Origin of the sequence: Varibaculum cambriense DSM 15806 (genome assembly GCF_000420065.1) — a bacterium.
Taxonomy (GTDB): Bacteria; Actinomycetota; Actinomycetes; order Actinomycetales; family Actinomycetaceae; genus Varibaculum; species Varibaculum cambriense.
Window position 1 is genome coordinate 199,552 of record NZ_ATUF01000002.1, and the last position, 22,855, is coordinate 222,406.

Genomic DNA, 22,855 nt, shown 5'->3' on the forward strand with positions numbered 1-22,855 from the left:
TGCTTATTCCACCGCGAGCAGGACTTCTACTGCGCGCGAGAGATAGGCGTCGACTACGCCCTCTTTATAAGCTTTTTCATTCTTAGCGGTTTTGAAAGTGGCGTTGCGAATCTCGGCAGAAGTAATCCCCTCGTCCGAATCGAAATACTGTGCCAGCCGGTCAAGCAGCTCGTCTACCTGTACCGCGTCATAGCCTTTACCGTCCGGGTGGGCGAAGCGTTTGCCCCGCGGACGTAGCATCCGCGGATAGAGAGTGGTTGCCCGCTGCGCCACCCGCTCCATCCAGGCTTGGGAACCGTTAACTGCCACGTTATCGGCGCGATCCCGGCGCACGAAGGCGGCCTCTAGGCGATCCATCGCCTGGTCGATCGCGCTAGTTTGATAGCCGCGTCGTACCAGGTCAAAATGGGCACCCCGCACCTGGGCAGCCGAAAACTTTTCCGCCGGCACCCCACCCTCATAGGCCTTGCGGGCATCAGCAAAAAACTCGTCTACTTGGGACGGGTCATATCCGCGGGTAAAAAAACCGGCTCGCGGGAAATTGGTCTCACTCACTTCCCAGCCTCTCCTTCATAGATTTAGTTGCCAATTGGCCACATGCTCCGTCAATATCCTGTCCGCGGGTATCACGGATAGTGGTAGTGATACCTTTACTTTCCAGAGTATCCACAAATTCTGCTTGGACGCGGGATTCACTCGCCGTCCAGATCGATCCGGGAGTGGGATTTAGCGGAATTGGGTTCACATGTGCCCAGCCGCGTCCGCGGGCATTCAGCAAATCTGCCAGCAGCCCCGCCCTCCAGGCTTGATCATTCATATTCTTAATCAGGGCGTATTCGATGGAGACCCGCCTGCCGGTAGCTTGAAAATATTCGTAAGCCGCATCTAGCAGTTCACTGACTTTAAAGCGCGAGTTCAAAGGAATCAGTTGGTCACGCAGTTCATCATCGGGGGCATGTAGTGAAATCGCCAAGGTGACCGGGATTTTTTCTGCCGTGAGTTTTTTGATTCCCGGCACTAGTCCCACCGTGGAAACCGTGATTCCCCGCGCCGACATCCCGAATCCTTCCGGCGGATCAGCTATCAGGCGGCGCACCGCGCCCAGTACTGCCCGATAGTTCACCATTGGCTCGCCCATCCCCATAAACACCACATTGGAGAGGTGGCAGGGATCCCCGCCCAGTTCGCCCTCTTCACAGGCTTTACGTGCCAGGCGCACCTGTTCCACGATTTCGGCGGTAGAAAGATTGCGGGTCAGCCCCATCTGTCCGGTAGCACAAAATGGGCAGGCCATTCCGCATCCCACCTCGCAAGAAATACAGAGGGTAGCGCGGGAGGGGTAGCGCATTAGCACTGATTCGACTTCGGCGCCGTCAAAAAGCCGCCAGAGGTATTTGCGGGTCATCCCTTGGTCACCGCTGCGCACCACTACTTGTTCAACTAGCGGCGGAAAAGCCAGATCCGTGAGTTCTTCTCGTCCTTTAGCGGGCAGATCCGACATTACCTGGGGATCGGTAGTCAGGTGGGTGAAATAGTGACGCGATAACTGGTCGGCGCGAAAAGCTGGAAAACCGGCCTCTTTTAGCAACTGTTTGCGTCCCGCCAGGTCAAAATCGGCCAGATGCGCCTGCGGTTTGGCTCGTCTAGTTGCTTGAAAACGCAATACCGGACGCGCATCCGGGCTGCTAGCACCCTCGGGGGCTTGATCGGTGGGCATTACTTGGGCAGGATCGCGCCGGGGCTTAGCGCGGCGCATCAACTCTTTATCACCAGCGGAGCCAGTAGTATTACTGGCAGAGGCAGCGCCCTTAAAAGGTGTACGCCCTCTGCTGGGTTTCCGCTTCTCACCCGATCCGGGTTGCTTTAGCTTTGCCATTTATATTTTTCGCGCCCCCTAAAAGATCCCCAGGGACACTAGGAAAAACAGAGGCACGGTGATTAGCAGCGAGTCCAGACGATCCATTACTCCGCCATGACCCGGCAGTAAGTTACCCATGTCTTTTAGCTGCAAATCCCGTTTAATCAGGGATTCTCCTAAATCACCACAGGTGGCAATAATAGGAGTCAGAACCCCCAGCACCCCGATTGCCCAAAGCGGAGTTCCGGTCACCCAAACCGCGATTGCAGCGGCCACCGTGCACATCACTACCGAACCGGCGAACCCTTCCCAAGATTTGGCCGGAGACACCGCTGGAGCCATGGGGTGCTTGCCTTTAAGCGCCCCCGCCGCGTAGCCCCCAATATCGTTACAGATGGTGATCACTATCCACACGATAATCGGGGCAGGATGATGCGGATTATGCAGCATAATCACCACGAACGAGGCCAAGAACGGCAGATAGATGGCGACAAAACTAGTCACCAGCAGGTCACGGGTGGCATGCTTGGAAGGACCACTGCTCAGACGCCAGATAGCGCAGGCGATCAAAGTAGCTAGTAGCGCCGCCCATACCCCCTCGGGTCCGAGCAGGTAGGCGCATAGCAGCATCCCGATACTGCCTACCACTAGGGGCGGCAAACATAGTTTGACTTTAATCCGGGATACGGCGGTCGCCATTTCCACTTCCGCCATCACTGCCACTACCATAATGAACACCAAGAAAAATACCGGTGGTGCCAGCAGCATCGCTAACGCCAAGACGCCAAGGCCTACCCCTACCGCAATTGAGGCGGGTAGGTTACGTCCTGCCCGCGACTTTTTCGGTTTTGCGGGAGGATTCTGGGTAGGTTCTGGGTTCATTAAAGACGCAGATCCCTCGCGTCCGGCGGGGGGATGAGGATTCAACTACATCTCCATTAGTTCTTTTTCTTTGGCTTCCAACAGGGCATCCATAGCGTCTACCTGTTTCTTAGTTAAAGCTTCGATTTCTTTTTCGGCGCGTGCCACTTCGTCCTCGCCGGCCTCGCCATCTTTCTTGAGCTTGCCCAGCTGATCCATAGCTTTACGGCGAATACCGCGAATGGTAACCCGCCCTTCCTCGGCCTTTTGTCCCGCTAGTTTCACGTAGTCCCGGCGGCGCTCCTCAGTAAGTTCCGGAAGGGTCACCCGGATATGGTTGCCTTCATCGGTGGGGTTAACTCCCAGGTCGCTGTCCCGCACTGCCTTGATGACGTCGTTGGTAGAGGACTTATCATAGGGGGCGATCAGCACGGTGCGCGGCTCCGGGATATTAATGGTAGCCAGTTGCTGCAAGGGCGTAGGCGCCCCATAGTACTCCACCAAAATTGGGTTGAACATGGCGGCATTGGCTCGCCCGGTGCGAATCGCGGTGAACTCTTCCCGGGAAAACTCGATGGCTTTTTCCATCTTGTCCTCGGCTTCGAGCAGAATATCGTCAATCACTTGGTTACTCCTTGTCAGCAGAAACTAATGTACCGATTGTCTCACCTAGCAGCGCTGAAGTAACGCTGCCGGGCTCAGACATTCCAAATACCCGCGTATTTAGGTGGTTATCCATACAGAGGCTGAAAGCAGTGGCATCCATAACCTTCAGTTCCTTCTGTAAGGCTTCTTGGTAGGTAAGGTGGTCAAAGCGGGTGGCAGTGGGATCGCTCTTCGGGTCTGCACTATAAACCCCATCAACCCCGTTTTTACCTACTAACAGCTCTTGGCAATGGGTTTCGAGGGCGCGCTGGGCGCTCACGGTGTCGGTAGAAAAGAACGGTAATCCCGATCCGGCACCGAAGATCACTACTCGACCTTTCTCCATATGGCGTACTGCCTTTAAGGGGATATAGGGTTCAGCGATTTGCCCCATAGTGATCGCGGTCTGCACCCGAGTGGTTACGCCTGCCTGTTCTAGCAGATCCTGCAAGGCCAGGGAGTTCATTACCGTTCCGAGCATTCCCATATAGTCGGCACGCGCCCGATCAAGACCGCGCTGGGATAGTTCTGCTCCCCGGAAAAAGTTTCCGCCGCCGACTACCACTGCGACTTGGACTCCTTGCTCGACTGCCGCCCCAATCTGGTGAGCTACCGAGTTGATTACGTCCAGATCCATGCCGACCTGTCCGCCCCCAAAGACTTCGCCGGATACTTTCAGCATCACTCTGCGTTGTTTACTTCCGACTTTCTGGTTCACCCTTATCCCCTTAATATTGTTGTTTCCTTGCGGGCAGCACGCCTGTTACTACCTTAACCCGAAGCACTGAACCTGGGGTGCTTCTCCCCGAGATCTTGTTGTTATTGGAGCAAATCTATTTTTACCGACTGGATATAAAGAGGTGGCCTCAGGATTTTATTTTCCTGAGGCCACCTCTTTATATGCTTAAGAGCCTACGTGGAAGCGAGCGAAAGCAGTAACTTTCCCACCCGAAGCTTTCACGATCTGTCCTACCGACTTCTTGGGATCTTTCGCAAAATCCTGGTCGAGCAGGCAGTTGTCTTTGTAGAACGAGCCCATCCGGCCTTCCACGATCTTGTCAACGATCTTTTCCGGTTTGCCCTCTTTGAGGGTCATTTCCCGCAGAGTTTCGCGTTCCTTATCCATTTCAGCCTGGGGAACTTCCTCGCGATCAATGAAACGGGGGCTGTAAGCGGCGATATGCAGCGCAATATCGTGTGCAACTTCGGCGCCCGCCTTATCGGTGGCTACCAATACCCCGACCTGCGCTGGCAGATCCGCGGAGGAGTAGTGCAGGTAGCTGGTTACAGCCTCGCCCTCAATCCGGGTTACCTTCCCCAAAACAATGTTTTCAGAGAAGAGGGCGCCGATTTCCTCGACCTTGTCCTTAACGGTACCTTCACCACATTTAGCAGCTAGCAGCTCGTCGCGAGTGCTTACCCCGCTGTCGACCAGTGCCTGCATGATTTCTTCGGCGGCCTCCACGAACTTGGGGGACTTGCCCACAAAGTCAGTTTCGGAGTTCAGCTCTACCATCACGCCGGCCTGTCCGTCCGCGGTGTCCAGTACTTTCGCCATTACTAGACCATTGGCAGTAGAACGATCTTCCCGCTTAGCTAGGGATTTCTTACCCGCTAAACGGATCGCTTTTACGGCTGCGTCTTTATCGCCGTTTGCTTCTTCCAGTGCCTTCTTAACTTCCATCAGACCTGCGCCGGTCAATTCGCGCAGTTCCTTAATGTCTTGCATCGAAATAGCCATAAGTATGTTCCTCTCGTTAACGATCCTTAGCGGATTATTCAGACTTTTCTGCTTCGGCGGGGGCTGCCGGCTCTTCGGCTTTCTTTTCTTCGCCCTCTTCGCTCTTTGCGGTACCTTCTAGCAGTTCCCGTTCCCAATCGGCCAAGGGTTCTTCGCTGGCCGGAGCGGCTTCTTCACTGGAGGAAGCCCCTTCTTCGCTAGCTTCTTTCTTAGCGGCCGCTTTTTGCGAGCGCGCAATCAAGCCATCGGCGCAGGCATCGGCAATAATCCGGGTAAGCAGGGCTACCGAGCGGATAGCGTCATCATTGCCGGGAATCCCGAACTCGATCTCATCCGGATCACAGTTGGTGTCCAAGATCGCCACGATCGGGATATTTAGTTTATTGGCTTCAGCTACTGCCAAGTGTTCTTTATTGGTGTCAACGATCCAGACGGCGGAGGGGATACGCGCCATATCGCGGATACCACCCAGAGTGCGGGAAAGCTTGTCTTTCTCGCGGCTCATCATCAACAGTTCTTTCTTAGTGCGTCCAGAACCGGCAACATCATCGAAGTCGATTTGTTCTAGTTCGCGCAGACGCTGCAAGCGCTTGTGTACCGTACCGAAGTTGGTCAGCATGCCACCCAACCAGCGCTGGTTAACATAGGGCATCCCTACCCGCTCGGCCTGCTCGGCAATGGAGTCTTGGGCTTGCTTCTTGGTGCCGACAAAGAGGATATTTCCCCCGCGCAGCACGGTCTGCCGCACGAAATCGTAGGCGCGATTAATACCATCGAGAGACTGCGCCAAATCGATTACATAAATACCGTTGCGATCAGTCAAGATGAAGGGTTTCATCTTGGGGTTCCAACGCCGAGTTTGATGTCCAAAGTGTACGCCGCTCTTCAGCAGCTCAGACATGGTTACTACCGCCATGACTTCCTTTCAGTGCGCAAAGGCGCACGCGTTTTGGGGCTATCGCCCCGCTTACGGTTTCAATTCGGTTCCTGGCACGACGTCCGCTGACACCCGTTTTCACTGATGGAGGTAGTTTCGGGTTTGACCCGAAACCTAGCCACCGGAAAACAGGACCGAAGCCAGCGTGACCCAGCTAGGCTGGTAGTCGTACGCGAAGTCACCTGGCAAGCCAGGTGCTAAGAGCTAGCTTAGCGGGAAATAGCGGCCTACCCCAAGCTGAAAAGGGCACTGAACAGTGTTAATCTGCTGACAGTTTCCCGAATCTTACTGGTATTTCTACTTTTCCCAGCTATCCCCACCGGCGGATGTCTACCGGTTTTCCTTCCTAGCTTATTTGAGAGTTTCCGCCAGTTCTTACCGCGTCCAGGCTAGAAGCTGTGAAGCGTTCTTCTCCTCCGCTGCTGCTCTTAGCGGCGTTATCCGCTATTTGTTTACTGGCGTTTGGTCCTGCTCCGTCAGTTCCGGCTACTGTTCGCCCGGCTAGTAACGCCCAGCTGGTAGATCTGCGGCAGCTTTCTGGCGAAATCGGGTTCTATCATTGGCCCAGTCACGCTCCCGTCAAAATTTTGCGTCCTTTCAACCCGCCAGCATCCCCCTGGGGAAGTGGTCACCGCGGAGTTGATTTGGAGCTTTCGGCAGGCAGTGAGGTTTATAGTGCGCGAGAGGGAACCGTATTTTTTGTGGGAACTATTGCGGGCAGTCCCAGCATCTCGATTAAACATTCGGAGTTGATTCGCACCACCTATACCCCGGTCAAAAGTGATTTAGTGGTGGGAGCAACGGTGGCAGCTGGCCAAAAGATTGGAATCCTTCAGGCAGGGCACCCGGGTTTGCATTTTGGGGCAAAAATCGATGATTACCACTACCTAAATCCCCTGCTGCTCATCCTGGGACCGATTCGCTTGCTCCCTGATCCCTAAGCAGGGGTGGGTTTAAGACGCGGATTTCCGCGTCTAGGTGTACTGGTAACTGCAGATATCAGGCCGCTACCTACAGCTACTTATTCGCGACCTCTCCCGCTTGCGTACCGGCCACATTCCTCCATTTACAGTTAAACGAAACACTTTAACAGTCTAGGCGCGGGGGAAGGCCTGCTGGTAGGCGCCGATTATCCGCTGCGCATCCACATGGGTATAGCGCTGGGTAGTAGACAGTGCCGAGTGTCCTAACATTTCTTGGATTACCCGCAGGTCTGCTCCGCCCTCCAACATATGGGAAGCCATGGAGTGACGCAGGCCGTGAGGCCCTAAGTCGGGTACTCCCGCCAAGGCACAGGCGCGGTGCAGGCGTGCCCGCACGATTCTTTCCGAAACTGCTCCCCCCTGGGCTCCTAAAAAGAGGGCGTCAGCAGGCGGCGACTTTTGAAGTTCGCCCCGCGCCCTCTGCAAGTAAAAGCGGAGGGCTTTAGCGGCTTGAGGACTAAATGGGACTATTCGCTCTTTAGATCCTTTACCCCACAGGCACACGGTGCGAGATTCAAAATCAATATCTGCCGGAAGTAGGGCACATATTTCTCCCACTCGCGCCCCCGTAGCATAAATCAATTCGAAAATCGCCCAATCCCGCGCCATGACCGCATCAGATGTTGTTTGGCTTTCACACCAGGAAAGCAGTTGTTTTGCTTGGTCAACCGATAGTAGGTGGGGCAGGTTCTTCGCAGTTTTCGGGGTACGCAGTTGCTTCGCAAAATCCGTTTCCACCACTTGATTTTGTTTCGCCCATTTCGAGAAGGCACGCAAGGCAGCTATTTTGCGGGCAATCGTGGTGTTGGATTGCCCTTCCGCACGCAGCTGGGCTAACCAGTTACGCGCTGCCAGCACCGTGCAGGCCGGCAGAATAGATTGCTCTTCTTTGATCTGGCAATGGTCCAGCCACCCACGCAGATCTGCCAGATAAGCTTTAATCGAGGCCGGAGAAAACGATTTCGCATATTTTAGGTAGTGGCGATAATCTTCGAGCACTTCCCCCCGCTTCGCTGCTCGCATTCTTAGACCCCCGTCTTTTTCCATTTGCCGGCTATCTGTATCACTCGTCCCTCCATTTCCAGGTTACCCATTACTGCGGCTACTTCCTCGATAGCTGCTCCGCTGGCACGCGCAATTGCCTCTAAGCTCGCGGGACTACGCAGCGGAGTAGCATCCAGAATCCGCCCGCTCAACGGATCCAAACCATCCAGGTAACCGCTTTCTACGCGGCCTCTTTCAGTATTTACCGTTCCCAGGGGCGCAACCATTTCCAGGACGTCCTGGGCACCAGTAATCAAAGTAGCGCCGTCTCTGATTAGTTGATTGGAACCTGCCCATTCGGGTTGGTTAATTGGTCCAGGCACTGCCCCTACCTGCCGGCCTAGCTCTATCGCGTGCCGGGCAGTATTTAACGCTCCGGAACGAAAACCTGCCTGAACCACTACGGTTGCCCCTGCTAGTGCCGCAATTAGACGATTGCGATCTAAGAAACGCCACCGGGTGGGACGCGCCCCGGGAGGGTATTGACTGAGCAACAGGCCGCTGCTGCTAATCCGTTTAAACATGTCGCTATTTGCCGCCGGATAGGGACGATCAAGTCCTCCGGCCAGCAGACTGATGGTAGGCGTTTGGGCTCGCAAACATGCCTGGTGAACCAGGCAGTCCACCCCGTAGGCACCCCCAGAAACTAAGGTCATCCCCTCTCCGGCGCAGCGCCAGGCAAGTTCGGTAGCAATATCGTGGCCGAGGGCGGAAACTGCGCGCGCCCCCACCATCGCCACGGTTTTATTGCTTTCCTGGTTCATAAGGGAGGTATCCCCAATCGCCCATAGTGCCCAGGGAGCATCACTAAGGTTATTAAAGGCTGCTGGCCAATCGGGATCGCGGCGAGTAACTAACTTAAAACGCCCCTTTGCCAGCAGCTTTTCTAGGGCGGGGAGGTCGAGTGCTTCCAGGCGGCTTCGCCAGCGGGCAAAACTCTGATCCCATTTATCGGCGCCGGTGCGCCGCAATAGTTCTACCGGCAAATAGGTGTGCCAGCGCCCGGGATCATCTCCCGCGGCACGCCGAGCAATTTTTAACGCGGCAACCGGCCCGAGCTCATTAAGCAGTAAATCCGCTGCCGAATCCCCCGCCTCAGTTAGCTGAGACCAACTGGCACAGGCCAGCTGGTACTGGTAGTTATCATCCATATTTACCTCTCTTTCCACGGTAGAAACCTCCTAATGGGGACGCTGCGAATTCTTGAGCGAATATGCCAACCCAAAATCTTCCCGGCTGGGTTTGTCCCGACCGTGTAGATCGGCAACGGTCCAGGCTACCCGGCAAATCCGCTCAGCTCCCCGCATGGAAATTCGCCCCGCCCCCACTAGCCGGTCTAGACGCTCTTTAGTAGCTGCATCCAGCGTGTGCTTCAACACTCGGCTCGGGATCCGCGCATTGAGGACGACACCCTGGTCTTTCCAGCGCCGCTGCGCGCGTTGGCGCGCCGCTAATACGCGCTCACGGACAGTTTTGCTGCTTTCTGGCACCTCGGTAGTGGTTAAATCCGTTATTTTGGGACGACCTACCTGGCACTGCAGGTCGATGCGATCCATAAGCGGACCAGAAAGCTTAGCTAAATAACGTACCCGCTGATAGGGGGTACATTTACATTCTTCTCCTAGCTGCCCCCACATTCCGCAAGGACAGGGATTAGCCGCAATCACCAGCTGGAAAGCAGCCGGAAAACTAGTCACCGCCCGGGAGCGATGTACCGTGATTTTTGAGGTTTCTAAAGGTTGTCTTAAAGCATCCAAGCTGCGGGTTTGAAATTCGGGGGCTTCATCTAGGAAGAGGACGCCGTGGTGCGCTAAGGAAATTGCGCCCGGCGTGGCGATGCCACTTCCTCCGCCGATTAGCGCCGGCAAGGTGGCAGAATGATGCGGAGCGATAAACGGCGGATAGTGCATCAACCCGTTAGCAGGTAGGAAGGTACCTGCCAAGGAGTGAATAGAAGTTACTTCTAGGGCTTCTTCATCATTTAAGGGTGGCAAAATCCCCGGCAGGCAGCGCGCCAACATGGTTTTTCCCGCTCCCGGAACCCCAATAAAACTCAGGTGATGTCCCCCGGCAGCCGCAATTTCCAATGCTTGCCGCGCCAGAAACGCGCCCCGTACCTCCTGTAAGTCGGGGGGATCCTCGGGGACGGATTCTGGCACTAACTCCCGTGAAACGGGGGTTGCTCTGGCTTTTACTTCTGCTACCCGCGCTTTCATTTTCCGCATCCCCAAATACAGCAATGCCTCTACCAGGTGCGATACCCCGATAATTTCTATTCCGTCAATCAGCGAGGCCTCCGCGACCGCTTCGGACGCCACCATCACTTTCTTGAAACCAGCACGCCGTGCCGCCAAAACCTGGGGCAAGATTCCTTTTACCCGGTAGACCCGTCCGTCCAGGCCCAGCTCTCCACAAAACACCATTCCGGCTGCCCGTTTTTGCACCCCGGCATACCGCGAAGCCACTACTGCCAGCGCAATCGGTAAATCGAAACCGGAGCCCGTCTTGGGCAATTCCGCGGGTGAAAGATTAACTGTCAACCGGGTGGGCTCCCAACACAGACCCGTAGAAGCAATCGCGGCCTCCACCCGCGACCGGGATTCTCTAAGTGAAGCATCCGGCAGTCCCACCAGTGCAAATGCTGGTAATCCTTGGGTGTGGTGGGCTTCGACTTTAATCAGGTGGCCGCTTAATCCCACCATTCCGAGGGCAAAACAGGTTCCGATTTGGGGCATTTTAAATGCCCCGACAGTGGGTAATCACCGGCACTTTTCCCTGGGAAGCGTCGATCGCAATCATATCGATGCGCACTCCGCTGCCGGCTCGCGCCTGAGGATGACTGCTGAGCCACAGGCTAACTAACTGACGCAGGCGCCTATACTTTTCGCGCCCTATTCCCCGCTTTGCGCCCCCATATTGCCGGGTAGTTCGGGTTTTTACCTCCGCGAAAACTAGCCGTGCAGATTGAGGATCCCGGCAGATAATATCGAGTTCCCCGAAGCGACACCGCCAGTTGCGCTCGATTATTTGATATCCGCTCTCTGTCAGCATGCGGGCGGCCAGAGCCTCCCCGGCCGCACCGATTTCGCGGTTTTTTGTTCCCATTCCTTAAGGGTTGCCCGCAGCAGCCGGGAACTAAACTTTTAATTGTGCGGTCAAGGAAAACGAAAAACTAGCTTCCCTGGGGACAAGCAAACCCGCCAGGTCAGCCGGTAAATCCCAGGAAGGACGCGGATACTAGTCCTCTAAATTGGATCCAATAAAGCTAGTCTGTTTGTTCCGGGCTGCGGATCAGGTAGTCAAAAGCTCCCAGAGCCGCATTAGCGCCGGCCCCCAAGGCAATCACAATTTGCTTATGGGGAGTATTGGTACAATCCCCGGCCGCAAAAATCCCCGGCACCGAGGTAGCACCCCGGTTATCTACCTTGATGTAGCCGTCTTCTAGCTGCACCGTTTCTTGCAACCAATCGGTGTTGGGAATCGAGCCGATCTGTACAAAGATGCCATCCATTTGCAATTCATGCGTCTGACCCGCGGCGTCACGATATTCCAGACCGGTAACCCGATGTCCATCCCCCAGCACCTTGGTGGCTTTGGCAGAATTAACAACTTTAGTATTAGGCAGTGCCTGCAAGCGGTCGACCAATACCTTATCGGCTTTCAGCTGGTCTGCTAGGTCAATCACGGTAACTTCTCGTGCCAAAGCCGCTAAGTCAATTGCCGCTTCTAGCGCAGAGTTTCCCCCGCCCATGACCGCAACTTTCCGATCAGCAAATAGTGGGCCATCGCAGTGAGGACAGAAAGTGACCCCTCGGTTTAAGTATTGTTCTTCTCCGGGAATATCTAGGCGTCTGAAATTGGTTCCAACACTGATCACTACCGCGCGTGCCCGCAGCACCGCCCCACCCTCGGTAATGACCGGGAACAGGCCGTCCTCGCCCCGATCCCCAATTTTTTCTATCCGAATTCCACTGATCTGCTCCACCGCGTAATCACGCAGGTTAGCCTGGAAAGTCTTAGTTAGCTCTTCCGGTTGCACCCGCTCGAGGGTAATCAGGTTCTCGATCTGTCCGCTTTCTAAGACTTGCCCGCCGATCCGGTCGGCCACCATCCCGACCCGCAACTGTTTGCGCGCAGCATAAACTGCCGCGGCAGTGCCTCCAGGGCCACCCCCGACTACGAGCACATCAAAGGGCTCCAAGGCATTCAACCGCTTGAGTCGCAGCCCGGTCATTCCCCGACCGATCTTGGAGACGATTTGCTCGAGGGTTACTCGGCCCTGCAGGAAGACTTCTCCATCTTTAATCACTGTGGGAACTGACTGCAGGTGGTGATGCTCGAATTCTTCCCAGAAAGTTCCCCCATCCACGGTAGTGTGTTTAATCAGGGGATTCAGCACCGCCATCGCATTTAAGGCCTGTACCACATCCGGGCAGTTCATACAGGAAAGCGAAACATAAGTGGTGAACTCGGTGGGCTCGTAAATCTCTTTAATCGCGGCAATAATATCCGCATCTGCTTTCACCGGATGCCCGCCTACCTGCAGCAACGCCAAGACGAAACTGTTGAACTCGGTTCCGGTCGGCACCCCCGCGAAACGAACGCTGATATCGGAATCAACGCGCCGGATCGCAAAGGAAGGTTTGCGGGGATTTTCTTCCCACTTGACCTGGATCAAGTCCGATAATCCCGCAATCTGGTGCAAAATCTCGGAAGTCTGCTTGGAATGTTCACTGTAATCAAGCGAGGTAGCCAGCTCAATCGGGTATTTAATCAACCCGATAACTTGTTTTACCTGGTCAAGTATCTTTTCTTCTAACATGTTTATAGCTTCCCGGAGAGATCAAAGGTCGGGGTAATAGTACTTTCACCCAAATCCCAGTTCGCGGGGCAGACTTCATCCGGGTGGTCGTAAATATACTGAGCCGCCCGCACTTTCCGCAGCAGTTCTCCCGCGCTGCGTCCGACTGCATCGGAAGTGGTTTCTACGTATTGAATAATCCCACTGGGGTCAATCAGGAAAGTACAGCGATAGGCGCACCCGGACTCTTCATCCAAGGATCCGAAGGCACGCGAGATTTTGCCGGTAGGATCAGCCACCATGGGGAAAGAAATCTTTTGAATCCGTTTCGAGCTGTTGTGCCAGGCCTTATGGGAATGATGCTTGTCGGTAGAAACCGAGTAGACCTCCACTCCCATCCGCTGTAGCTGGGCGTAATTGTCAGCCAGATCCTCTAGTTCGGTAGGACAAACATAGGAAAAATCTGCCGGGTAGAAGAAAACAATCGCCCATTTATCGCGGTAATCTTCACTGGATACATCGACAAAGGAGTCATTGTAGAACGCTATCCCGGACCAGTCCGGTGCTACAGTATTGATTTTGGACACTGTCAGCCTCTTTCGCCTTTAACCATCGTTAGCTGTCTAGTAGTTCTCTTATATGGTAACAGCCACCTGCTACCCCGGTTAGGTAAATGCCTAAAGCGGACAGGTGTTCTAGATAGTTATTTCCGATTCGGGCAGCTTTTCGACGTTAATATCTTTAAAAGAGTAAACCTTTACCCGATTAACAAAGCGGGAAGGACGATAAATGTCCCATACCCAGGCATCTTGCAAAGTTACTTCAAAGAAAACATCCCCACCATTGTTGTGCATCTGCACATCTACCTGGTTCGCCAGGTAGAAACGACGATCGGTTTCCACTACGTATTTGAAGATGGAAACCACGTCGCGGTATTCACGAAACAGGGCAAGCTCCTGATGATTCTCGTACGCCTCTAGATCTTCAATGCCCAATGTCATCCCTTCTGACTACTGAAAACTAGCGGAGGCTGCGCCCGGTTTTCGCGGCGAGCACGCCAGGCTTTCGCTAAGGATGCGGAGGATACCCCCTGCAAATGCCAACTGAGACGATGATCGATTTCTAGTCCCATTTGCGCGATTGCCTGCAGATGCTGCGCGGACGCATATCCCTTGTTTTTTGCCCAACCATATCCGGGATCGGATAGGTCGCTCATTAGTCTATCTCGAGTAACTTTTGCTAGCACGGAGGCAGCGGCGATAACTACCGATTTGCCATCTCCCTTTACTACGGTAGTGACTTCCCGGGGGATTTCTGTTGGCGAGGACGTGCTCGCCGCGGATGCTGACTGGTCTACACTAGCGGCCGCAAATAAATCCGTGGGGGCGGATAGATAGTCAAAGCTGCCATCTAGGAGCAGCAATCGCGGAGAAAATCCCTTTTCCTCCAATGCTGCTAGGGCGCGGAAGGCAGCGAGCCGCAAGGCCGGGGTCAGCCCTTCTTGATCGATTTCTTCGGCACTGGCCATTCCGACTGCCCAGGCTGCTGGCCAGACAGAAAGCTCGTCAAACATGGCTTCGCGCCGCCGGGGAGTTAACTGTTTTGAGTCGGTTAAACCAGCGGGAGGCGCCCCCTCGGTACCATCAATTACGGCTACCCCCACCGCTAGCGGCCCGGCGATTGCCCCGCGGCCGACCTCGTCAATACCGCCAACGCAGCACATTTGCCAGGCCGGGACTTGAGATGTCGAAGCTGGCAGAGCTGTGCCTGCCCCATAACGATCCCCCGCATCTTTGAGGAGAGATAGTTCCAGGTCACGGGAAGGTACGGTGGTCATTTTAGGGAGCGGGCGGAACCGCGGCGAAGGCGTCAGTGTTCTTAATTGTCGACAGGTGGTTTATCGGCCACATAATAGCGAACGCCCGTCCGGTAACTTGATCCAGGGAAACGAATCCCTGGGAGGGTTCTTTCATGTGGAAACGCGAGTCCTCAGAGTTGGAGCGGTTATCGCCCATCACCCAAAGTTTTCCGGTGGGCACAGTCACATCGAATTTGATTAACGAGGGAGCGCTTCCGGGGTTGATATACCCGCTTTCGTCTACGCTGACTCCGTTAACTTTTAGCCGGCCGTTGGTGTCGCAGCATTGCACCCGATCCCCGGGCAGGCCTACAATCCGTTTCACTAGGTGATTTTGGGAGTCGTCGGGGCGCAGACCTACCCAAGTCAGTAACTTCCCTAGCAGGGAGGGACTCGGGGTGTCCGCATTGCGTTTCAGCCAGTTATCGTCATCTTGGAAAACGATTACGTCCCCGCGGTTAAGTTGACGATATTCGGGAACTAGTTTGGAAACGATAATCCGGTCGTTGATTTGCAGAGTTTGTTCCATCGAAGAGGAAGGAATTTGGAAGGCTTGCAGTAAGAAAGCTTTGATAATCGCGGAGATAGCTAGCGCTACTATCACCATCATTAGAGTTTCTCGAAGCATCAGCCACCATTTGGAGGGAGCCTTACGTGCGCGCCGACCACTAGGGGCGGGGGAACCTGTCCCCGACAGCCCTAAATCGTTTGTCTCTCGCGCATCTTTCATACGTTTATCTCCCACCATCAATCAACATTTCCATCATGCCATATATAGCGAATCGGCTCTGCCTACAGGCAGAGCCGATTGACAAATAGCGTGATTAGGAGTCGCGACGCTCTTTAATGCGAGCCGCTTTCCCGTGACGTTCACGCAGGTAGTAGAGTTTAGCGCGACGCACATCGCCGCGGGTTACTACCTCTAAAGATTCGATAGTCGGCGAGTTTACCGGGAAGGTACGTTCTACCCCGATTCCGAAGCTAACTTTACGTACGGTGAAAGTAGCATTCGGTTGTTTCTTGCCGTGGCGGGCGATTACTACCCCCTGGAATACCTGAATACGAGTGTTTCCGCCTTCGGTAACCCGTACGTTTACTTTTACGGTGTCTCCGGCGCGGAAATCAGGCAGATCCGAGCGCTGGCTCTTTTGGTTAATCTCATCGATGATGTTCAATGTAGTTTCCTCATATTGCTTTCGTTCCGCAGGTAACGTCAGCTATCGGGCCGGTCTAGCCGGCGTATCTAGCATTGCTAAGCGGCATTTGCGGCCCCCTGCGGCAGGTTTCGCAGCCTACTTATACAACCTTGCTTATTGTGCCACGTTTTGCGCCCAAGACGGAACTTGGTGGGCTGTGAAATCCCTAACCGCGATGAGATCTTGGTTTTCGATTCCCCCCACTAGGAAGGTGCGGCGCCCGCATTTGCGGTAACCGTGGTGGCGGTAAAACTTTAACGCCCGCCGGTTCCCCTGGTTAGCCCCTAAGCCAATCTTGGTGAGATGCGGAAAGCGCTCTTGCAGGTAAGCATGGGTTACTTCAAGCAGGGCGCCTGCGAGCCCCGAGCCGCGCCAACGCCGGTCCAGATAGCATTTAGAAAGGTAGGCACAGTTTTCTCCCGCTACTTTCACCAGGTTTTCTTCGGGGGGTAAAAATCCGGGATCGCCCACGTGGGTCAGGGTATAGCCGGCGGTTTCCCAGGTAGTTTCCTCTTGCCCGGGAGTACCGGGGGCCACTTCTGCCAAGAGGATTAAAGTTCCTGGATCGGCTAGATAAGCTTTAAAAGCCGGCTCGCTAAGTTCTTCTTCTATGAAGCGCTTAATGGCATCTGCGGGTAAATAATCCGGACAGGCCTGCGGGAATAAGCGGGAAGCTATAGCTGAACAGGCGGCAGCTTCTCCCGGCTGCGCCCGGCGAAAGCGCACCCGCTGGCTATAGGGAGCAGGCAGGAATCCCTGAGCAGCCAGGATTTCACGATCAGATTTTTCGAGGGCGCCGCGCTCTATTTCCCAGATCAAATCGGGACGCCGCTTGGCAGTTAACATTAGGGATTGCTGGCGGCGCCAACTTTTAACTTTCTGGTGATCCCCGCTGAGCAAAACCGCAGGGATATCCAGGCCGCGCCAGGTAGCCGGCTGCGTATAGGCGGGATACTCTAACAAGCCGGACAGTTCATAGGATTCTTCCACCAAGGAATTGGGGTTGCCCACGAAGCCTTCCAGGAGGCGACAGGTGGCTTCTACCAGGGCCACGGCGGCTACTTCCCCACCGTTTAGTACATAGTCTCCCAGAGAAAAAGGCAGTACCTCAACGCTGGGTAACTGCTGATAGTACTGGCTGACTCGCTGGTCGATACCTTCATAGCGCCCGCAGGCCACCACCAGATGATCGGTGTTTGCGGCTAAATCGCGCACCTGCCTTTGAGTGAGCGGAATACCCGAAGGGGTAGGAATCGCCAGCACTGTTTTAGTGGCACCAGCCTGTTCAATCACCTGATCAAGGGCTTTGCCCCACACATCGGGTTTCATTACCATCCCCGCGCCCCCGCCCGCGGGGGCGCGATCCACCGTGCGATGGACATCTTCGGTCCAGTCCCGCAGGTCCCAAACCTGGGTTTGTAAAATCCCGCTGGAGCGGGCTTTACCCATAAGGGAAACATCTAAGCAATCAAAGAACTGGGGGAAAATCGAAATAATATCTATCCGCATCGGGGTGCCTTTCCGCTACCTTAAAACAGTCCCGCGGGGGCATCCACGGTGATTACTCCATTTTCCAGGTCAATCCCGGTAACTAAGGCTTTCACAAAAGGTACTTCTACCAGCTGGCCGGCGGCGGTAGTTACCTGCAGGCGATCTTGGAATCCCCCGATCTCTAGCCCGGTGCACTCCCCCAGGGTTTCTCCCTCGGCACTGCTGACCGTTAACCCCTCTAACTGCATAGGTGAGTATTCATCCTCGCGGGAAGTCTCGGGGGCAAAAAGTTCGGTCCCCCGAATATCCTCGGCGCCCTCCCGGGTAGTGATATGGGAAAAAGTCAGGCAGCAGCGATTTTTTATTTCCCGATAGGAAGCCACTGTCCATTCTTCCCCAGCGGCGGTAGTAAGAGTTGCCCCCGCTTGGAAACGTTCGGCGGGATAGTCGGTAAAGGGACGTACTAGTACCTCTCCTTTAAGGCCACGCGCGGGACCTACCTGCCCAACTTTTACCAAATCCATTTTCTCCCCCAGATTCATCCCCAGAATATACCTGCAGATAAAGCGCGAGCCCCATGAATCCTCATGGGGCTCGCCTTTAAAAGTCGTCTCTAGCGGCGCGAACGGCGATCCGTGTCGACTACATCAACTCGAACCGGACCGCGAGTAGATAGCGCACCCATAACTTTGCGCAGTGCCCGCGCGGTGCGACCTCCCCGGCCGATTACGCGTCCGAGATCCTGCGGATTAACCCGCACCTCTAGCAGTTTGCCGCGCCGCATATTGCGTTCATCCACCCGTACATCGTCCGGGTGATCGACAATTCCACTAACTAGATGTTCTAGCGCATCCGCCAACATGTTTAGGCTTCCTCACTCTCGGGAGCAGCTTCTTCAGCTTCCGCAGATTCTGCCGCTTCCTTGGCTTTTGCTTCCTCGGCTTCTTTAGCTGCCGCTTCTGCCTCAGCCTTAGCTTTTTCTTCGCTGACCTTGGCTTTACGCTTTTGCGCCTCGTCGGCGGCGGCCTTCACGTTCTTTTCGCGAGCCTGGTCGGCGGTGAGAGTTTCTTTGGTCTTAATCCAGCTTTCCACGTTTTCTTTACCGTTGAAACGGGCAATATCCCCCGAAAGCACCAGCAACCGGCGAACTGCGTCGGAGGGCTGCGCCCCTACGCCGAGCCAGTACTGGATACGGTCAGACTTGACCTGAATAAAGGACGGCTCTTCGTTGGGGTTGTACTGTCCAACCTCTTCGATTACCCGGCCGTCGCGTTTCTTGCGGCTGTCTACCACTACCACCCGGTACACCGGGTAGTGAATCTTACCAATACGCTTTAAACGAATACGAACTGCCACTTTTGTGGTTTCTCCTGTTCTATTGACTGCTGAGCGCCCGCCCTAGCCGGTGGGATTCGACCTGGATCAAGCTCTCGAGACAAGGCCGCCACACAGAGAGGGGGTGTTTTGGCCCGGTACAACTAGCTATTCTGCCAGAACTTAGCGGATAGTTTCCACTTTAAAAGCCTGCTATTAGGCATCTTTGAGCAGATTCACACCGGTTTTAATCCGGGAGGCAGGAAAAGTCCGCGAAAACCCCGGAGAATTATATTTTCCCGCGCCACGTCCTGGTTAAAGCCGCAATAGTCCTACCTGAAAGAACGTAGGAACTGTTCTACCGCCGCGCGCGCCGTAACCGGATCTAAATCGCGGGAGCTAGCTACAAAGGCGCCCCGCAAATGTTCCGGATCTTCCCGGTTACGGGGAGTTTCACAGGTATGCACCTGCCCCCCGGCCACCCGCACCAGGTGAATACCGGCAGCCACATCCCACGGTCTCATGGCGGTTCCAAAGGCCACTGCGGTATGTCCTGCGGCTACCTGCGCCAAATCCAAGGCTCCGGCACCGGGAGAATGGACTGTCGCATAGGCATTAGCTAGCCGGCTGGCCAATTGCCAGGATTTTTCGACCCGCCGTGGATCTTGATCTCGGAAAGGGAAATACCCGGTAATGATGCCTTCGTTTTCAGCGTGGGCATTATCGGCGTGCATCTCGGTTGCACGTTCTCTTTCATACAGAGTTGCTTTCTGGGAATCCGCGATAAAAAGTTCGCGAGTATAGGGCACATAAATCACCCCCGCCACCGGCTTTCCGTCTAGTTCTACCCCGATAGAGGTGTTGAAATAGGATACTCCGGACGCGAAGTTGGCGGTACCATCAATGGGATCCACAATCCAACGTACTCGCTTTCCCAAGTCTTTTACTAGCTCTTGGGCTTCCGCCAGTTCCCCCGCTCCCGGGGCGTCCTCGCGTTGTTCGGCAATAGCTTGTTCCCAAGCGAATTCGTCGATCAAAATCGGCTCTACCCCGGGGCGCGGCGACCCTTCCCAGCTGGCGCGCTGGACTTGCTCCAAGGTTAATGCCCCGGCGGCAGCCACTTTTTCTTTCTCGAGGACGTGCTCCCCGGTTTCCTCCCCCAAAATCCGGGATCCTGGAACTGCGCTTCCCAGTAGGTACTGCAACCTAGCTTCCACGTAGCGGTCATGGATAGTGACCGGATCGTGAATGCCGGCTTTTAAGAACACTTCTAGGGGCGCGCGAAAGGCATTACGCAGGTAAACCCCTACCTGCTGTGCGGCCTCCCCCGCGATTATCATCAGTGCGTGGTCAAGGCTCATTCCCGAAGTTTTCATAGCTTCCATTATTATCCTTTTAGGCTATTAGTCCTAGTTAACCGTAGCTGCGGGGTAAAACTCTTGCCCGAGTAACGCCACTTTTTCGGGTTTAGTTGCCCGCACTAGATCGTCAGCCGGATTAGAGGAATAGCGCAGGTAGTCGGCGCGGGCTCCCGGTTCAATAGCACCAATCCTCAGATAGTCGCGGGCATGCCAGGTCGCTAAATCAATAATCTCGCGAGGGGAAACCCCGCCGCGTTCCCACAGCGCCAGTTCCCGTCCCAACTCGCCATGCGGCTGATAACCACCGGAATCAGTGCCGGGCAGTAGTTGCACTCCCGCGGCGTGCAGCATCGCAAAGTGTTCGCGCCGCTGCTCCCACATTTGCTGCATAGTTGTCGCATAGACTGGATATTTCTTACCCGCCTGCGCGGCGAACTGCTTAAACAGCTCAACTTGCAGCAAAGTGGGGGTAACGGGAATCCCCCGGCGAACACATTCTTGCGCCTGCTCTTCATCGATCCCACTGCCATGCTCAATGCAGTCAATCCCGGCTTCTAGCAAGCCCGCGATTGCTTTATGGGAAAATGCGTGCGCGGTTACTCGCGCCCCAGCCTGATGCGCGGCCGCGATTCCTTCCTGCAAAATCTCGGTGGGCCACAGGGGATCCAAATCTGAGTCCGCCCCCTGGGAGCGGTCAATCCAGTCGGCCACAATTTTTACCCAGCCGTCACTTTGCTCTGCTTGCTTAGCCATCACCTGCGGTAAATCACCCAGGTTCTCCACCTCTATCGGCAGCAGACGCATATAACGTTTAGGGCGCGCAATATGGCGGCCGCAGCGAATAATCGGTGGCAGCGCCGGATTGTCTAAAATCCCAGAGGCATATTCCAAGTTTCCGCAGTCACGAATCGCTAAAATTCCGCAGTCTCGATCCGCCTGCGCCTGCGCTAAGGCTTCTTGTGGGGTGGCTATTTGCCCTACCGCCGCAAACCCAATATGGCAATGCACATCGCAAAATCCGGGCAGAAAATAGTCGCCACCAGCGTTGTCAGCTGCTGTAAATTCCCCGAAGTATCCATCCTCGGTAATCGATAACTGCCCCCGCACCCAGCGCGGAGCCTGCCTAGCTTCCTCGCGGTAATAAAAATTGCCGCTCAGCAGCTTCATCGCTGACCCAACATCCGTTTCAAGTCATCGGGCAAGTCATCCAAAGTGGGAGCAGCCGCTGGGGCTGCAGGTTGGGCAACTCCCATCCCGAAAGCGCTACCGGCAGCAGGTGCCGGAGCCGTTTCCTCGCTCTTAGCGGCTTGCTGAGCTTCCCACTGTTTTTGCTTTGCCGGGTTGCCGAACTTGCGGCGATTCTTCTTACCGGCCTTCCGCTGCTTCTTGGTGGCGCCCCCGCGTCCGCCCGGCATCCCGGGCATAGCGGGCATCCCGGGGATGCCTCCCCCATTGGACATGCGTTTCATCATTTTCGAAGCCTGCGTAAACCGCTCTACCAGCCCATTTATCTCGGTAACGGTGGTGCCAGAACCGCGCGCAATCCGGGCGCGGCGCGAACCATTCAGCAGGGACAGATCATCGCGTTCTGCCGGGGTCATAGAGTTTACGATGGCTTCAATCCGGTCGATACTCTTTTCATCGAAGGCATCCAACTGGTCGCGGTACTGATTCATGCCGGGCAGCATGCCCATCAGTTTCTTCATCGACCCCATCTTGCGGAGCTGCTGCAGCTGCGCCATAAAGTCAGTCAGGGTGAACTGCCCTTTCTGCATCTTGCGGGCCAGCTCTTCAGCTTCTTTTTGGTCATAGGTTTTTTGCGCCTGCTCGATGAGGGTGAGCATATCGCCCATATCGAGGATGCGTCCGGCCATCCGTTCGGCATGGAATCGTTCGAAATCACCTAAGTTTTCGCCAGTAGAGGCAAAGAGAATCGGTTGCCCGGTTACCCCGCGTACCGAAAGCGCCGCCCCGCCGCGAGCGTCACCATCGAGTTTGGAGAGCACTACCCCGGTAAATCCCACCCCATCGCGGAAAGCAATCGAGGTTTGCACTGCGTCTTGGCCCACCATGGCGTCCAGGACGAATAGAATCTCGTGAGGATTAACCGCGTCGCGAATATCGCGTGCCTGGCGCATCATTTCTTCGTCAACGCCCAGGCGTCCGGCGGTATCGACAATGATTACGTCATATCCCTCGGTAATCGCCAGATTTAATCCCGAACGTGCGACCTCGACCGGATCGCCCTGTCCGTCCCCGGCTGCGGGGGCGTGAATATCTACCCCGGCCTTTTCGGCCACGATCTTTAGCTGGGTAACCGCACCGGGACGCTGCAGGTCACAGGCAGCCAGGAGGACGCGTCTGCCTTCCTCTTCCCGCAGCCACTTGCCGAGTTTCCCCGCGAGGGTTGTCTTACCAGCACCTTGCAGACCGGCCAACATGAACACGGAAGGCCCGCGCTTCGCATAATGTAGTTCCCGGGTCTCTCCGCCCAGGACCTCTACCAGTTCCTCGTGAACAATCTTGACTACCTGCTGGCCGGGATTAAGCGCTTTTGAACGCGCTGCCCCATAGGCTTTTTGCCGCACCGCTTTGGTGAACTGGCGAACTACCGGCAGCGCAACGTCGGCCTCTAGCAAGGCACGCCGAATCTCGGAGACGGTAGCGTCAACATCCGCCTCGGTCAGCAAACCTTTAGAGCGCAGACGCTTAAAGGAATCGGCTAGGCGATCAGACAGGCTATTGAACAAAGTGTTTCCTCCTGG

General features: G+C 55.2%; 25 protein-coding genes. 1 reads left to right on the forward strand and 24 read right to left on the reverse strand.

Translation table 11 applies throughout. From position 1 onward, the window contains the following. Nucleotides 1-3: 3 nt before the first annotated feature. The 7 genes from F605_RS0101005 to rpsB all read right to left on the reverse strand — a co-directional run bounded on the left by F605_RS0101005 (nt 4) and on the right by rpsB (nt 6,021). Nucleotides 4-555 carry a DivIVA domain-containing protein gene (locus tag F605_RS0101005; RefSeq protein WP_022864054.1) on the reverse strand — a complete coding sequence of 184 codons (552 nt, stop codon included), beginning with the start codon at nt 553-555 and terminating at the stop codon, nt 4-6. After that, nucleotides 548-1,756: a dual-specificity RNA methyltransferase RlmN gene (gene rlmN, locus F605_RS0101010; RefSeq protein WP_027723479.1), complete on the reverse strand. Its 1,209-nt coding sequence runs from the start codon at nt 1,754-1,756 to the stop codon at nt 548-550. The genes F605_RS0101005 and rlmN overlap by 8 nt, the downstream gene beginning before the upstream one ends. Before the next feature lie 138 nt (nt 1,757-1,894). Next, entirely contained in the window at nt 1,895-2,785 is an 891-nt protein-coding gene (locus F605_RS0101015; protein ID WP_022864056.1) for a phosphatidate cytidylyltransferase, read from the reverse strand. After that, nucleotides 2,786-3,343 (reverse strand): ribosome recycling factor, encoded by a 558-nt coding sequence (frr, locus tag F605_RS0101020; protein WP_022864057.1) that lies wholly within the window; start codon nt 3,341-3,343, stop codon nt 2,786-2,788. A gap of 4 nt (nt 3,344-3,347) precedes the next feature. Then, nucleotides 3,348-4,046 (reverse strand): UMP kinase, encoded by a 699-nt coding sequence (pyrH, locus tag F605_RS0101025; RefSeq protein ID WP_051132098.1) that lies wholly within the window; start codon nt 4,044-4,046, stop codon nt 3,348-3,350. Nucleotides 4,047-4,268: 222 nt separating this feature from the next. Then, nucleotides 4,269-5,105 carry a translation elongation factor Ts gene (tsf, locus tag F605_RS0101030; RefSeq protein WP_022864059.1) on the reverse strand — a complete coding sequence of 279 codons (837 nt, stop codon included), beginning with the start codon at nt 5,103-5,105 and terminating at the stop codon, nt 4,269-4,271. Nucleotides 5,106-5,139: 34 nt separating this feature from the next. Next, entirely contained in the window at nt 5,140-6,021 is an 882-nt protein-coding gene (gene rpsB / locus F605_RS0101035; RefSeq protein WP_022864060.1) for a 30S ribosomal protein S2, read from the reverse strand. 419 nt (nt 6,022-6,440) lie between these two features. Between rpsB and F605_RS0101040 the strand changes: the two genes are divergently transcribed. Beyond that, nucleotides 6,441-6,983, forward strand: a complete 543-nt coding sequence (locus tag F605_RS0101040) for a M23 family metallopeptidase (protein WP_022864061.1) — start codon at nt 6,441-6,443, stop codon at nt 6,981-6,983. A gap of 153 nt (nt 6,984-7,136) precedes the next feature. Here F605_RS0101040 and F605_RS0101045 read toward each other — a convergent pair whose 3' ends face one another. The 17 genes from F605_RS0101045 to ffh all read right to left on the reverse strand — a co-directional run bounded on the left by F605_RS0101045 (nt 7,137) and on the right by ffh (nt 22,840). After that, nucleotides 7,137-8,072 (reverse strand): tyrosine-type recombinase/integrase, encoded by a 936-nt coding sequence (locus F605_RS0101045; RefSeq protein ID WP_022864062.1) that lies wholly within the window; start codon nt 8,070-8,072, stop codon nt 7,137-7,139. Then, nucleotides 8,051-9,220, reverse strand: coding sequence for a DNA-processing protein DprA (dprA, locus tag F605_RS09135; RefSeq protein WP_040765121.1), 1,170 nt, complete (start codon nt 9,218-9,220; stop codon nt 8,051-8,053). Before dprA ends, F605_RS0101045 begins: the two co-directional genes overlap by 22 nt. Nucleotides 9,221-9,250: 30 nt before the next feature. Further along, nucleotides 9,251-10,804, reverse strand: coding sequence for a YifB family Mg chelatase-like AAA ATPase (locus F605_RS0101055; protein ID WP_022864064.1), 1,554 nt, complete (start codon nt 10,802-10,804; stop codon nt 9,251-9,253). A 1-nt stretch (nt 10,805) separates the two neighbouring features. Continuing rightward, a complete protein-coding gene (locus F605_RS0101060) occupies nt 10,806-11,174 on the reverse strand; it encodes a YraN family protein (protein ID WP_022864065.1) in 369 nt (122 codons plus the stop codon). 160 nt (nt 11,175-11,334) lie between these two features. Continuing rightward, nucleotides 11,335-12,891 carry an alkyl hydroperoxide reductase subunit F gene (gene ahpF / locus F605_RS0101065; protein ID WP_022864066.1) on the reverse strand — a complete coding sequence of 519 codons (1,557 nt, stop codon included), beginning with the start codon at nt 12,889-12,891 and terminating at the stop codon, nt 11,335-11,337. A gap of 2 nt (nt 12,892-12,893) precedes the next feature. After that, on the reverse strand, nt 12,894-13,457 hold the full coding sequence (locus F605_RS0101070; RefSeq protein WP_022864067.1) for a redoxin domain-containing protein: 564 nt from the start codon (nt 13,455-13,457) through the stop codon (nt 12,894-12,896). Between the two features lie 108 nt (nt 13,458-13,565). Then, the gene (locus F605_RS0101075; RefSeq protein ID WP_022864068.1) at nt 13,566-13,871 is read right to left on the reverse strand and encodes a DUF2469 domain-containing protein; all 306 of its coding nucleotides are present in this window, start codon (nt 13,869-13,871) and stop codon (nt 13,566-13,568) included. Continuing rightward, nucleotides 13,868-14,707, reverse strand: a complete 840-nt coding sequence (locus F605_RS09140; protein ID WP_081639083.1) for a ribonuclease HII — start codon at nt 14,705-14,707, stop codon at nt 13,868-13,870. The genes F605_RS0101075 and F605_RS09140 overlap by 4 nt, the downstream gene beginning before the upstream one ends. A 1-nt stretch (nt 14,708) precedes the next feature. After that, nucleotides 14,709-15,458, reverse strand: coding sequence for a signal peptidase I (gene lepB / locus F605_RS09145; protein ID WP_040765125.1), 750 nt, complete (start codon nt 15,456-15,458; stop codon nt 14,709-14,711). Between the two features lie 94 nt (nt 15,459-15,552). Then, nucleotides 15,553-15,903: a 50S ribosomal protein L19 gene (rplS, locus tag F605_RS0101090; protein ID WP_022864071.1), complete on the reverse strand. Its 351-nt coding sequence runs from the start codon at nt 15,901-15,903 to the stop codon at nt 15,553-15,555. Nucleotides 15,904-16,038: 135 nt separating this feature from the next. After that, nucleotides 16,039-17,433, reverse strand: coding sequence for a tRNA (guanosine(37)-N1)-methyltransferase TrmD (trmD, locus tag F605_RS09150; protein WP_022864072.1), 1,395 nt, complete (start codon nt 17,431-17,433; stop codon nt 16,039-16,041). A 20-nt stretch (nt 17,434-17,453) separates the two neighbouring features. Further along, complete coding sequence (gene rimM / locus F605_RS0101100; RefSeq protein WP_027723484.1) at nt 17,454-17,939, reverse strand: ribosome maturation factor RimM; 486 nt, start codon at nt 17,937-17,939, stop codon at nt 17,454-17,456. Between the two features lie 89 nt (nt 17,940-18,028). Further along, a complete protein-coding gene (locus tag F605_RS0101105) occupies nt 18,029-18,277 on the reverse strand; it encodes an RNA-binding protein (RefSeq protein ID WP_022864074.1) in 249 nt (82 codons plus the stop codon). A 2-nt stretch (nt 18,278-18,279) separates the two neighbouring features. Next, nucleotides 18,280-18,771: a 30S ribosomal protein S16 gene (gene rpsP, locus F605_RS0101110; protein ID WP_022864075.1), complete on the reverse strand. Its 492-nt coding sequence runs from the start codon at nt 18,769-18,771 to the stop codon at nt 18,280-18,282. A 290-nt stretch (nt 18,772-19,061) separates the two neighbouring features. Next, a complete protein-coding gene (locus tag F605_RS10820) occupies nt 19,062-20,114 on the reverse strand; it encodes an inositol monophosphatase family protein (protein ID WP_022864076.1) in 1,053 nt (350 codons plus the stop codon). A 24-nt stretch (nt 20,115-20,138) separates the two neighbouring features. After that, nucleotides 20,139-21,257: an amidohydrolase family protein gene (locus F605_RS0101120; RefSeq protein WP_022864077.1), complete on the reverse strand. Its 1,119-nt coding sequence runs from the start codon at nt 21,255-21,257 to the stop codon at nt 20,139-20,141. Beyond that, entirely contained in the window at nt 21,254-22,840 is a 1,587-nt protein-coding gene (ffh, locus tag F605_RS0101125; protein WP_022864078.1) for a signal recognition particle protein, read from the reverse strand. The genes F605_RS0101120 and ffh overlap by 4 nt, the downstream gene beginning before the upstream one ends. Between the last annotated feature and the right edge of the window lie 15 nt (nt 22,841-22,855).